Genomic DNA, 12,402 nt, shown 5'->3' with positions numbered 1-12,402 from the left:
TTTGCGGGGGGGTTTGGGGGGGGGGTTCGCATGGCGCCGCCCCCTCGCCGGAATTGCCAGCAGAGCTATCTGAACACGGCGACTACAAAAACTTCCTTGCAGGTCCTCATTGCAGGAGCGCTCCATGTCTCAAGCATGAGGAACAACCATTCCCCACGGACGAGGATATTTCAATTGGGTGCTTGTAGTGATGTGGTCCCCAATGAAGCAGTAGGTCAACGCAATGGCTCTATAGCTGCCGGACGCGACCGTCCACCTCACGCGGCAGCTTTCACCGAAGCCTATTTTCGCGCTGCCGGTGCAATTTTGGCTGTGCGGCCGGGCTCTTCCGAACCGGACATGTCGGCGGCACTTCTGAAGCGCCATTATGGATTGACGGGATCGATCGCGACATTGTCCTCCGAGGTCGAGCGCACGGCAGAGGTCAACCTGTCGGACGGCCGCCAATTGATCCTGAAGATGGCTACAAGACCGGAGGCGGTCGACAGCTTTCGTTTCCAATCCGCCGCCATAGCCGGATTGGAAGGGGCAAGAGGCTTCGTTGCACCCCAAGTGATCCGAACGATCAACGGCGCATTGATGTTTGAGCAAGAGGGGGTATGCGGCTATCTGCAAACCCGAATTGAAGGCATGCCACTGCACCAGGCGATGCCAACCTACGACCTGCTTTTTCGAACCGGCAGGGCTCTGGCCCAACTGGACCTAGCTCTTGATCGGGTCAGCGTGCCCGCGGCCCACCGTCCCGTTCTATGGCATGTCGGTTGCTGGTCGAGGTTGAAGGAACTGGAGCGGTATTTGCCATCCGGGACCGTCGCCGGCAGCGTTCGCGTCGCGATGGGTGAGTATGTCGAGTTTGTTGAGCCGGAAATCTCGGACGTGGCGTGGCAGGTAACTCATAATGATCCCAGCCCGTTCAATGTGATGGTGACCAACCAGGGAATGGGTTTTATCGATTTCGGCGATGGCTGCTGGGGCCCCAGGATCCAGGATCTGGCGATCGCGGCAAGCCATGTTGTAGCTGATGCGACCCTTCCTTTGGGTGGGGCCGAACATCTCATTGCCGGCTATGCCTCTGTCACAACCCTTTCGGCGCTGGAAGCAAGACTGCTCGTCGGACTAATGCGGGCGCGACAAAGTGCACTGATCTTGATCAACTACTGGCGATCTCATCTCTTTCCGGCCGATGCCCAGTACATCAAAAAGAATGTCGCGCGCGCCGAGCACGGCCTTTCTATTCTAAGACCTCTTGATCTTGCCTCTGGCGAGGCGGCGGTCCTGGCGGCAATGTCATCCTTCCAAGCGTAACGCCATTTCGGTTCGCTCGACTGGCGCGGTCGCCAAAAAGAAGAACCGCAAAGTGATCAAGCTACTCTTTCAAGCAGGCAGAAGCACATGTCCACAGATCTGATGCCAAATCGCTACAGAGCCGGCGAATCCGACCTTCCCAGGCGGGAGTCCGAGCTGATTGCCCGCCGTGATCAGGTTCTTGGGGCCTCCTATCGGCTCCAGTACCGCCGCCCCGTGCACTTCGTTCGCGGCGAAGGCATGTGGCTCTACGATCCTGACGGCCGGCCCTATCTCGATTTCTACAACAACGTGCCGTCTCTGGGTCATTGTCATCCAGAAGTAAACGCCGCAATGGCTGAGCAAGCGGGACGGATAAGCGCCAACACGCGCTATCTTGAGCCAAAACTCGTCGACTATGCCGAGCGTCTGGTCGATACCTTCCCGGACGTGCTCGACCGCGTGGTTTTTACGTGTACGGGAAGTGAATCCAACGATTTGGCCTTGCGCATCACGCGATTTGCGAGCGGCAACGAGGGCGTGATCGTCTCAACCTATGCGTATCACGGCACGAGTGCCGCCACTGCCGCGGTTTCCCCGAACCTGGGCGACGCGGTCAAGCTCAGCCCGTTTGTGCGCATGGTATCCCTACCCGGGCCAGCGGGTGTGCCGGAATCGCAGGCAGCGGACTTTTTCGAGGCGCAGATCCGTTCGGCCATTGTGGATCTGAACCGTCGCGGCATTGGCGTTGCGGCCCTGCTCATCGACAGTATTTTTTCCAGTGATGGCGTTTGGGTGGATCCTCCTGGCTTCATTGCCAGTGGCGTTGCGGCGGTGCGCGAGGCAGGTGGTCTCGTCATCGCCGACGAGGTTCAACCGGGCTTCGGACGAACCGGAGCTCATATGTGGGGCTTCGAGCGGCATGACATCGTTCCGGATCTGGTTACCCTTGGCAAGCCGATGGGCAATGGATTTCCAATTGGCGCTGTCGTTGGTCGAAGAGCACCGATGGAGCAATTTGGTGGCACATCGCGCTACTCGAACACTTTCGCCGGAAATACAGTTGGCATAGCGACGGCGGACGCCGTGCTGACAATCCTGCAGCGTGATCAGATCCCCCAGAAAGCGCATGCCATGGGTCAGCGCCTTCGAGCCGGGCTGGAGAAAGTCGCGCAGCAGCCTTGCGGGGTTCGCGGAATCCGAAACGCTGGGCTTTTTTTTGGCGTCGACATTGGGCTTGAGGGCGCGCCCTCGGCAGACCGGCGTGCAATGGCTTTGGATGTCGTAAACGCACTGCGCGACGACGGGGTGCTTGTCAGCACGACAGGCGCCAACGAGGATTCACTCAAAGTGCGGCCTCCGCTCGTCTGCGAAGCCGAGCATGTTGACCTTTTCCTTGCATCCATGAAACGCGCGCTGCTTAAGGTCACAGGCTAGAGGCGGGCGAGCCGTTAGGCATTCCCTGTTGTGCCCGCCGTTCAGAAACCGGCCAGCGTGTGCTCGTACACCGTGACGACGGAGCTGCCGAAAACGGGGCAGCTAGCGGGTGTCGATCAGCTTACGCGAGCCAGCCTTGAATACACTAATGAGCGAAGCGTCCCAGGCCGGTTCGGCGTCGTAAGCAAAATCCAGCACAAATTTCCTCAAGCCAAACAGCGCCCTTCATCCAAGATCATGAGAAATCATCGGGGTCGATCGGAACGGAAAAGCCGACTTTGACACGGTCCATGATCACCATTGTTTTAAACCCCTTAATATCTGGGTTCTCATAAAAAAACTTGCGGGTAAAACTCTCATAGTCTTCCATGCTTTTGGCCGTGACGATCAGCACGAAATCCGCATCGCCGGTTATATAATAGCCATTCATGACCTCCGGCGTGTGCCGAATGGACTGCTTAAAACGGTCGACTATATCCACACGCTCACGTTCGAGAGACACCAAAACCAGCATTGCGATCGGACGGCCGACGGCCTTGGGTTTTACGACGGAGATGTCGGCCTCGATCACTCCCTCATCCCGCAAGCGCTTGACGCGCCTTTGCACCGCAGTGGCGGAAAGGCCCACCATATCGCCGAGTTCCTCGCTCGTGTGGCGATTGTGTGTCTGCACCATTCTCAGCAGGCGTGCGTCAAGTTGGTCAAGCCGCATAAACATTCCCGCACATTTGATTTGTTGATCGCAATCACATGACCCCGAGAAAGCTGCAGATTGGTCGCCCCCAGAATGCGAATCGCGTTGCCTTGGATGCGGGGTCGCTCCAGAACGAGGTCGAATAGATCCTTGGCAGTTACCGCCATTTGGAAATCGACAAGCGCGCCGTAGCACTCAAAGTCAGCGAGCTCGGCCTACGCGATCGATGTCCTTCGTTCCTATCAAACTGCCTTGTTGATCAAGGATAGGCCCAACAGCATGGCAGAATGTGCCGCAATGCGTGCTCATTCCGCAGGACCTCGATCTGCCGGTCGCAAAAACCAGCACGAACTGCCGTCTCATTCGCCTCTTGAGCGAACCGGCCGAAGGTCGCTGTCCCTCTGTCTAGCTACAAAACGCCGTCGACATGGGATCTGTTGACGCTGCCAGTTCGAGTGCTCTTTCACGTTCGGGTAAACTCCCAAGCCATGAGATATGTCGCTTGTGATTGGGCCCGTCGACGAAACCCAGCCTGCCCGAAGTCGGCGATTCATGGAGCTCTCCCAGAGACCCCGCAACCATGACAGCGGGCGGACCGCAGACGGTCTTTGACTTGTGAGGGTGATGTCCGCCGCGCTCGCCCCTGGATCCCACGAGTGCTTGAGGCGCCTTAGCACGGCAGTGCCGGAAAGGCGTATCATCTGGCCGAGGCTTCGGTTGTGTGATGGTTGGGCGTCTGCGGGCGCCCATCAAACGGTCAATCCGCGTGACTGTCCTGCTGCGTGATTTCTGCGTCCTGCGCAAAACAAGGCAGGAATCCTGCGTCATTGCTCCGGTTTCATCGCAAATTCAGCGCACTCGTTCCATTAGCCTTCACTCAGCGACACAGTCGGGGTCGATATGTCGGAAGACGTGCGGCACGGCAGGCGCGGCGTGGCTGCGTAGGGACAATGGCGAATGGTAAACGTTGCTGAAATCGCGGAGATGGATCGTAGGACGGTGCTTCATCCCTTCACCTATCTGAAGGACTATGCATCCGGCAACGTCGATCCGACGATCGTCGAGACGGGAAAGGGCGTCAGGATCCGGGACGCCACCGGCCGGGAATATATCGACGGCTTTGCCGGCCTTTACTGCGTCAACATCGGCTATGGCCGTACCGAGGTCGCCGAGGCGATCGCGCGACAAGCCTACAAGCTCGCCTACTATCATTCTTATGCTGCGCACACGACCGAAGAACTCGCGCGTCTTTCGGACCGGCTGGTCCGGATGGCGCCGGGCAGGATGTCAAAAGTCTTCTATGGCCTGTCAGGGTCGGACGCCAATGAGACCCAAGCGAAGATCGTTTGGTATTACAATAACCTGCGGGGAAAAACGAAGAAGAAGAAGATCATCGCGCGGGAACGCGGATATCATGGATGTTCCGTCGTCTCCGGCTCGATGACGGGAATGAGTTTCTATCACGACCACATGGATCTGCCGGTTTCTGGCATTCTCCGCACTGGCGTCCCGCATTTCTATCGCGGTGCGCATCCGGGAGAAACCGAGGAGGACTTTTCGGCTCGGCGCGCCGATGAGCTGGAGGCGCTTATCCTGAGTGAAGGTCCGGATACCGTGGGCGCGTTTATCGCCGAACCGGTGCTGGGCACCGGCGGCATCACGCCGCCGCCGATCGGGTACTGGCCGAAGATCCAGGCTGTGCTTCGCAAATACGATGTCCTGTTGATCGCCGACGAGGTGATCTGCGGCTTCGGGCGCACCGGCGCCATGTTCGGATCGGACCTCTACGGCATCGAGCCAGATCTGGTAACTGTCGCCAAGGGCCTGACATCGGGTTACGCGCCTCTTTCGGCGTCTATCGTGTCACAGAAAGTCTATGAGGTCATGGAGGAGGCAACGCCGCGCGTCGGCGCCTTCTCCCATGGCTATACCTATTCCGGACATCCCATCAGCGCTGCTGCGGCGAACGCCGTCCTCGACATCGTTGAACGCGAGGATCTTGCCGGTCAGTCGGCTCGGAAAGGCGCTTATCTTCTTGCCCGGTTGAAGGCGGAGTTCGCACAGAATCCTATCGTCGGCGAGGTTCGGGGCATTGGCATGCTGGCAGCCTTGGAGTTCGTCGCCGACCGCGGAACAAAAGCCACTTTCGATCCGGGGCTGAAGGTTGGCGCACGCATCTCGCAGGCAGCCCGCGACCGAGGCCTCATTGCTCGCGCCATGCCGCATGGAGACATCCTAGGCTTTGCGCCGCCGCTGGTCATGACGGAGGCGGAGATCGATGAGATGGTCAGTATTGCCAAGGCGGCTGTGGACAGCGTGCTCATAGACATGGATGCGCAAGGCGCGGTGGCCGGTTAACATGCTGCACCGCAAGATCTCATGTGCGGCCGAAGTCCTCAAGGTCAAAGATCTCGCTAAGGTATTCGGCGCCACGAAGGTGCTGGACGGAGTTAGCTTCACCGTAAGGCAGGGCGAGGTCGTCTCGCTGATCGGGTCGTCGGGGTGTGGAAAAAGCACCGCGCTTCGCTGCACCAATTTTTTGGAGACGCCGACTTCCGGGCAGATCGAATTCCTGGGAGAGGCCATCTCTGTGACCACCGACGCGCGCGGAGAGCCGAAGATTGTCAACGCGGCTGCGGTCAGAGGGCTTCGACGCCACGTGGGAATGGTATTCCAGAACTTCAATCTCTGGCCGCACCGCACCGTTCTCGGCAACGTGACCGAGGCGCTCGTATGCGTACTCAGGCTGTCGCGGAAGGAAGCAGAAGAGATTGCGCTGTGGGCGCTGTCGAAGGTCGGCATGGAAACCTTCCGCGACCGCTACCCCCAGCAGCTTTCGGGTGGCCAGCAGCAACGTGTCGCTTTCGCGCGCGTCCTGGCGATGCGGCCGAAATTGATGTTGTGCGATGAACCGACCTCCGCGCTCGATCCGGAACTGGTCGGAGAGGTCCTGAAGATCATACGCAAGCTCGCGGAGGAGGGGGCAACAATCCTCCTCGTGACGCACGAAATGCGGTTCGCAAGGGAGCTGTCGAACCGAATGTTATTCCTGCAAAGGGGCCGCCTCGAGCAGGATGACACGCCGGAAGAACTGTTTCGAAACCCCGCGAGCGAAGCGGTAAAGCGGTTTCTTTCGAGCGTGATGCCGGCCAATGCCTGAAGGCAGGCACTGGACAATCAAGAACCAACAAGGGGAACTGAGATGAACATCAGCAAACTAATCAAGTCCGCATTCGCATCCGGCCTGCTGGTCGCCGGGGCGGCGACCATGGCCTCGGCCGAGGAAGGTGTTTTGCGAATCGGCACCGAAGGCGACGCGCCAAAGTTCAGCATGGCCGACCCAAGCGGCAACGTCACCGGCTTCGACGCTGACATCGCCAATGGGATCTGCGCCGAAATGAAGGTCCAGTGTAAGTTCGTCGTCCAGACGTTCAGTTCGCTTGTGCCCTCAATGGACAGCGACCGATTTGACGTCATCATCTCAGGTCTTGGCATTACGGCCGAGCGAGAAAAAAAGATCGACTATTCGATCCCTTACGCAACGACACCTCTTTACTTCGTCGTTGCGAAGGATTCGCCGCTGGCCGGCCTGAAAAGCCTTGATGAAATCAAGAAGGCGATCGTCGGCAAAAGTGTCGGTGTCCCCACAGGCACTACTTACGCCAGGTTCATAGAAAAGCGGATGACGGGCGTCGATCTGAAAACGTACGACGCCGTCACCCAGTTGACGGCCGACCTCGCTAGCGGTCGCATCGACGTAGCTTTCGGAGATTCACCGACCTGGGTCGACTTCCTGGCAACACCGGACGGCGCGAACTTCGCGAAAGTCGACGTCAAGATAATTTCCACAGATGATCCGGAAGTCCTCGGTCGAGGCATGGGCGTCGGGATGCGCAAAGGCAACACCGATCTCAAGGCGAAGATCGACGTGGCCCTGTGCAAGATGATCAACGACGGCGCGGTCAAAAAAGCTTCCATGCAGTGGTTCCAGGACGACTACACCATTCCCTGCAAGCAGTGATCCTTCGATAGTAGCGGCCTGCCTTGGCGTCGCCCAAGGCAGGCGGATGGGAGGCGTCTATGCAGGATTTCTGGGTTCTGATGGTGGAGCATGGCTGGGCGCTGGCTCTCCTGCGCGGCAGCGCAGTGACAATTGCGATCGGGTTGCTCGGCATGCTGCTCGGTTTCGTGGTGGCGACGCCGCTGGCCATCCTGCGCTGGCAGAAGGTGGTGGTCGTCTCACAGATGGTGGATGCCTACAGCATCCTGATCCGCGGAATTCCGGGACTGCTGGTGATCTACCTGTTGTTCTACGGCTCCTTGGACTGGGTAAGAACCGTCGCTGGCACGTTCGGCTACGAGCAGGCCGCCGAGAATGCCTATCCGATGATCGTCGGCGTCATAGCGATTGCCGCGATATCCTGTGCCTACTCGATCGAGGTGATCCGCGGCGCTGTCCAAGCCGTGCCCCCCGGCATGCTCGAAGCCGCCCGCTCCTTGGCACTCCCGAGAATGGTGACATTCTTTCGCATTACCTTTCCGCTCGCCTTGCGGCTGGCACTCGGCGGCATCAACAATGTGTGGCAGATGACGATCAAGGATACGTCGCTGATCTCCGTCGTTGGCCTGCAGGAACTGATGCGGACCGCGGCGATCGCCGCCGGCATTACGAGGTCGCCGCTGTTTTTCTACTGCATTGCCGCAGCCTTGTTCTTCGCTATGACGCTCGCCAGCCAAACCGCATTCTCGAGGATCGAACGGGTCCTCAATCGCGGCTTCGGAGGGATGTGACATGGATTTGGGCATCATGGCGTATGCGCTCCCGTTTCTACTTGAGGGCGTCAAGATCACGATTCTCATCGCAGTCTTCGGCATTGTTCTTGGTCTGCCGCTGGGAGTCCTGGTCGGCCTTGCGCGCGGATCGAAAAACCGGGTGCTTCGCGGTTTTTGCGACGCATATTGCGCGATATTTCGCGGCACGCCAATGCTGGTGCAGATCTTCGTGATCTACTACGGCTTGGCCCAGGTAAGTTTCATCCGGCACAACCCGGTTCTGTGGTGGATGATTGGCGACGGGCTCCATGCAGCCATCCTGGCCGTCGTCCTGAATTCGGGCGCTTACACCGCCGAGACCTTCCGCTCAGCCTTCAACTCGCTTCCCAAGGGGCTGATCGAAGCCGCCCAAGCTTGCGGTATGAAACCATGGCACATTTTCATCCGTATCAAGTTCCCGCTGGCGCTACGACAGGCACTTCCCACCTACAGCACCGAGGTGGCCATCATCGTCAAGGAATCGAGCCTAGCTTCCGCGATCACGGTCCTGGAGATCACCGGCTACGCCAAGCGCCTGATGAGCGAAACGTTCGCAGTGATGGATATCTTCGTCATAACCGCCGCCTTCTACCTCGTGATCAGCGTCGTGGCGCTGACGGCGATGAAACTTCTTGAACGCCGTTTAGCCATCCCCGGCCTGAACCAGTCCTGAAAGGAACAACCATGTCCAACCTGACTTTCATCGATCAGAATAATCTGCCCAAACCCCGCGAAGGCAAGCCTGCTCCCGACAGGCTGATCGAAGGCGATCCGCGCTTCCTGAGCTGGGACATCGCACAGACCGCCGACGGCGTGGTTCAGTCCGGCGTGTGGGAGGCGACGCCTGGAGCCTATCGCTCGATAAAGGGCAAGACTTTCGAGGTCTGCGTTATCCTGTCAGGCGTATCCGAACTGACAGAGGACGGGAAGGAGCCGCGTCGCATCATGGCCGGCGACGCCTTTGTCATGCATCCGGGTTTCACCGGCGTCTGGAAGGTCATCGAAACCACACGCAAGCTCTGGGTTAGTCGCGACTAGTCGGCTCCCGAGCTTTCCTTTGCAACCCAGCAGTAGTACCGGTTGATGACACAGACGCTTTCCACAACGATCAAATCGACGCCATACTGGTGGGACGATTGTGCCTTTCCGCCTTTGCCTAGGCGCGAACTCGATCGGATCTGCGACGTGGCGATCGTCGGCGGCGGCTATACGGGTCTCTCCGCCGCAATCGAGTTGGCGCGGGCAGGCAAGCACGTCCAGCTTTTCGATCGCCAGTCGCTCGGCCAGGCGGCTTCCAGCCGTAACGGTGGCATGGCAAGCGGTAGCATCAGGCCTAGCCGCAAGGAACTGATCCGTCGCTTCGGTTTGGATAGGGCGAACGGCATCCTCCTGGAAGGCCCGACCGCGCGGCAGGACCTTTGGCGGTTTCTCACCGCGGAGAGTATTGAGGCCAACTTCAAGCTGTCCGGCTTGTTCGAAGGGGCGATGACCGCCGAAGAGACAGAAGAGCTCCGCCGTCATGCAGGCTTTCTCCACGACAGCCTTGGCATTGAGACCTTCGCCGTCAAAGAATCTGACGTGCGGCAGTATATCGGAACCGACCTCTATGTTGGTGGCATGGTCCGTATGGACATCGGCGGCCTTCAGCCCGCGAAGTTGCTCGCCGGCATGATCCGGGTCGCGCTCGAGACCGATGCCGTTCTTCACGAGAGCACCGCGGTCCTGAGTTCCACCGGCGATGCCGCCGGCGTGCGGGTCACGACCGAGCGCGGCGAAGTCCTAGCGAAGAAACTCCTTGTATGCACCGACGGATACACCGACGGGTTCGATCCATGGCTACGCCGCCGCTTGGTGCCGGTTCGCAGCCGAATCATAGCCACCGAACCGCTAGACAAGCAGGTCATCGACCGGCTGATGCCCGCGCGCATGATGTACAGCGACATGCGCAAGCTGAGCTACTACTACCGGCCGTCGCCCGACGGGTCTCGTATCCTGTTTGGCGGACGCGACGGCACGACCGCAGGCGATCCGCTCACGCCGACTGTCAATCTGCGGACGGAACTCGCCAGACTTTTCCCGGAACTGGACGCTATCGGCATCACGCACAGCTGGTTTGGGAATGTCGCCATGCACCGGGATATGATCCCGCGTATCTTTTCACGCGGCAACACCATTTACGCGACTGGCTATTGCGGTTCCGGCATCGTCTGGGCACGGTGGCTCGGCAAGAAGGCTGCACTCAAGATTCTCGAAGACACGGAGCAGCCGCGCTCGGCTTTCGATTTCGATCAGGCTCCCAAGGCCGTACCGTTTTACCGCGGCCGTCCATGGTTCATTCCGCTTGTGTACTGGATGTATGAGCGCCATGACCGGAAGACGCTGCGCCGTCGCAAGGACGCTTGAGGCGGCATGGCATTCCTGTTGCTCTGTGATGCAGGCCTCGGGGCGGCAAGTACGCAGGCGGAAAGCGCGGCGTTACAACCTGTGCAGAACGTAAAGCGTCTTCGCGTCTGCGCGGATCCAACGGGACTGGTGGATCTCCCGAAACCTTCCGGATCCATTTTTCCCGATCAAAGATAATGAAAGGCTGGCAAACATGAACGTTGCTGCAAAACTATCTACGCCTCTGGACGTCGCTTCGCTGCCCACCGGCCTGTTCATTGACGGACAATGGAGAGCCGGCACGGAGGGGAAGAACATAGACGTCATTGATCCATCGAGCGGAGACGTCATCGTGTCCGTTGCGGACGCGACTGTCGATGACGCGATGGAGGCGGTTGCCGCCGCCGACAGAGCTGCAAAGGGCTGGGCGGCCACCGCTCCCCGCAAGCGTTCAGAGATCTTGCGCCGCTGCTTCGAGCTGATGATCGAAAACAAGGACATGTTGGCCGAGCTCATCAGTCGGGAAAACGGCAAGACCTTGAACGACGCGCAAGGGGAGGTGGTCTACGCTGCGGAGTTCTTTCGTTGGTTCGCGGAGGAGGCCGTTCGTCTCAATGGCGAGATCTCGACGGCGCCGGGCGGGGCAAACAAGATCATCGTTCAGCACCAGCCAATCGGGGTCGCTGTTCTCGTCACTCCTTGGAATTTCCCTGCTGCCATGGCTACCCGCAAGATCGGGCCGGCGCTGGCGGCGGGCTGCACATGCGTCTTGAAGCCTGCAACGGAGACGCCGCTGACCGCGCTCGTACTGGCCAACCTTTACAAGCAAGCCGGAGTGCCTGACGGCGTGGTCAATGTCGTAACCACCTCGCAGTCCGGACCCGTCGTCAGCGCAATGCTGAACGATCCACGCGTGCGCAAGCTCTCCTTTACCGGTTCCACCGAGGTCGGCAGGACACTCCTGCGCGAGGCAGCGGGAACTGTCGTGTCGTGCTCTATGGAACTCGGTGGAAACGCCCCCTTCATCATCTTCGACGATGCCGACCTGGCTGCGGCCATCGAGGGCGCAATGGTGGCGAAGATGCGCAACGGCGGGGAAGCCTGTACGGCGGCGAACCGCTTCTACGTCCAGTCCGGGATCGCCGAAGCATTTTCCGCCGGGCTTGTCGAGCGGATGAACTCGATGAAGGTCGGGGCCGGATACGATCCGAAATCGCAATGCGGTCCGTTGATCAACAGGAAGGCCGTCGAGCGGCTGACCGCCTTGGTAACTGACGCCACGACGAGAGGCGCCAAGGTGCTTGCCGGCGGCGGACCGCTCGACGGTGAAGGATACTTCTTCGCTCCAACGGTGCTGTCCGGCGTCTCGCCGGATTCGAGGATTTCGGCGGAGGAGATTTTCGGTCCGATTGCCGCACTCACAACTTTCGATACCGAGGACGAGGTTATCAAGCTGGCCAATGCCACGGAGTACGGTCTCATATCGTATGTCTATACCCGAGATCTGGCGCGCGGCATGCGCGTCTCGGAACAGATGGACAGCGGGATGGTCGGGCTGAATCGCGGTCTCGTGTCTGATCCCGCAGCGCCATTCGGCGGAGCGAAGCAGAGCGGGCTCGGCCGCGAGGGCGCCCACGTTGGGATTCTCGAGTTCTGCGAGACCAAGTACATCGCGGTTACTTGGTAGGGGGTCGATCTGCGGGTCGGCGCTGGGGCGGCCAGGTAACGCCCCCAGGCAGCCTCAAAAAAATGATCGAGGAGCTTTGGGCTATGGGTCTCTCAAATAGCGCAGG

At 59.4% G+C, this 12,402-nt stretch carries 11 protein-coding genes; 10 read left to right on the top strand and 1 reads right to left on the bottom strand.

All coding sequences use genetic code 11. From position 1 onward, the window contains the following. The first annotated feature begins 174 nt into the window (after positions 1-174). A complete protein-coding gene (locus LB554_RS13170) occupies positions 175-1,305 on the top strand; it encodes a phosphotransferase enzyme family protein (protein WP_224584942.1) in 1,131 nt (376 codons plus the stop codon). An 87-nt stretch (positions 1,306-1,392) separates the two neighbouring features. Continuing rightward, positions 1,393-2,721, top strand: a complete 1,329-nt coding sequence (locus LB554_RS13165; protein WP_224584941.1) for an aspartate aminotransferase family protein — start codon at positions 1,393-1,395, stop codon at positions 2,719-2,721. A gap of 235 nt (positions 2,722-2,956) precedes the next feature. On the opposite strand, the gene LB554_RS13160 is transcribed toward LB554_RS13165, so the two are convergent. After that, the gene (locus LB554_RS13160) at positions 2,957-3,433 is read right to left on the bottom strand and encodes an Lrp/AsnC family transcriptional regulator (RefSeq protein WP_140876909.1); all 477 of its coding nucleotides are present in this window, start codon (positions 3,431-3,433) and stop codon (positions 2,957-2,959) included. 939 nt (positions 3,434-4,372) lie between these two features. Here LB554_RS13160 and LB554_RS13155 point away from each other — a divergent pair. The 8 genes from LB554_RS13155 (at position 4,373) to LB554_RS13120 (ending at position 12,296) form a co-directional block, all read left to right on the top strand. After that, on the top strand, positions 4,373-5,773 hold the full coding sequence (locus LB554_RS13155) for an aspartate aminotransferase family protein (RefSeq protein WP_224584938.1): 1,401 nt from the start codon (positions 4,373-4,375) through the stop codon (positions 5,771-5,773). Between the two features lies 1 nt (position 5,774). Then, positions 5,775-6,575, top strand: coding sequence for an amino acid ABC transporter ATP-binding protein (locus tag LB554_RS13150; RefSeq protein ID WP_224584936.1), 801 nt, complete (start codon positions 5,775-5,777; stop codon positions 6,573-6,575). A 42-nt stretch (positions 6,576-6,617) separates the two neighbouring features. After that, positions 6,618-7,436 carry a transporter substrate-binding domain-containing protein gene (locus LB554_RS13145; RefSeq protein ID WP_224584935.1) on the top strand — a complete coding sequence of 273 codons (819 nt, stop codon included), beginning with the start codon at positions 6,618-6,620 and terminating at the stop codon, positions 7,434-7,436. A 59-nt stretch (positions 7,437-7,495) separates the two neighbouring features. Beyond that, a complete protein-coding gene (locus LB554_RS13140) occupies positions 7,496-8,206 on the top strand; it encodes an ABC transporter permease (protein ID WP_224584932.1) in 711 nt (236 codons plus the stop codon). Position 8,207: 1 nt separating this feature from the next. Beyond that, positions 8,208-8,900: an ABC transporter permease gene (locus LB554_RS13135; protein WP_224584931.1), complete on the top strand. Its 693-nt coding sequence runs from the start codon at positions 8,208-8,210 to the stop codon at positions 8,898-8,900. Between the two features lie 11 nt (positions 8,901-8,911). Next, the gene (locus LB554_RS13130; RefSeq protein WP_224584929.1) at positions 8,912-9,265 is read left to right on the top strand and encodes a cupin domain-containing protein; all 354 of its coding nucleotides are present in this window, start codon (positions 8,912-8,914) and stop codon (positions 9,263-9,265) included. A 45-nt stretch (positions 9,266-9,310) separates the two neighbouring features. Next, complete coding sequence (locus tag LB554_RS13125; RefSeq protein WP_224584926.1) at positions 9,311-10,630, top strand: NAD(P)/FAD-dependent oxidoreductase; 1,320 nt, start codon at positions 9,311-9,313, stop codon at positions 10,628-10,630. A gap of 193 nt (positions 10,631-10,823) precedes the next feature. Further along, complete coding sequence (locus LB554_RS13120) at positions 10,824-12,296, top strand: NAD-dependent succinate-semialdehyde dehydrogenase (protein WP_224584925.1); 1,473 nt, start codon at positions 10,824-10,826, stop codon at positions 12,294-12,296. Positions 12,297-12,402 lie beyond the last annotated feature (106 nt).

It is taken from the genome of Mesorhizobium sp. CO1-1-11 (assembly GCF_020164995.1).
In the GTDB taxonomy this organism is placed as follows: Bacteria; Pseudomonadota; Alphaproteobacteria; order Rhizobiales; family Rhizobiaceae; genus Mesorhizobium; species Mesorhizobium australicum.
This window is presented reverse-complemented; position numbering and strand designations above follow the sequence as displayed.

Coding starts and splice junctions, on each gene's coding strand:
- LB554_RS13150 (WP_224584936.1), top strand. CDS start 5,775: ATGCTGCACCGCAAGATCTCATGTGCGGCCGAAGTCCTCAAGGTCAAA.
- LB554_RS13135 (WP_224584931.1), top strand. CDS start 8,208: ATGGATTTGGGCATCATGGCGTATGCGCTCCCGTTTCTACTTGAGGGC.
- LB554_RS13125 (WP_224584926.1), top strand. CDS start 9,311: ATGACACAGACGCTTTCCACAACGATCAAATCGACGCCATACTGGTGG.
- LB554_RS13165 (WP_224584941.1), top strand. CDS start 1,393: ATGTCCACAGATCTGATGCCAAATCGCTACAGAGCCGGCGAATCCGAC.
- LB554_RS13140 (WP_224584932.1), top strand. CDS start 7,496: ATGCAGGATTTCTGGGTTCTGATGGTGGAGCATGGCTGGGCGCTGGCT.
- LB554_RS13160 (WP_140876909.1), bottom strand. CDS start 3,433: ATGCGGCTTGACCAACTTGACGCACGCCTGCTGAGAATGGTGCAGACA.
- LB554_RS13155 (WP_224584938.1), top strand. CDS start 4,373: ATGGTAAACGTTGCTGAAATCGCGGAGATGGATCGTAGGACGGTGCTT.
- LB554_RS13120 (WP_224584925.1), top strand. CDS start 10,824: ATGAACGTTGCTGCAAAACTATCTACGCCTCTGGACGTCGCTTCGCTG.
- LB554_RS13145 (WP_224584935.1), top strand. CDS start 6,618: ATGAACATCAGCAAACTAATCAAGTCCGCATTCGCATCCGGCCTGCTG.
- LB554_RS13130 (WP_224584929.1), top strand. CDS start 8,912: ATGTCCAACCTGACTTTCATCGATCAGAATAATCTGCCCAAACCCCGC.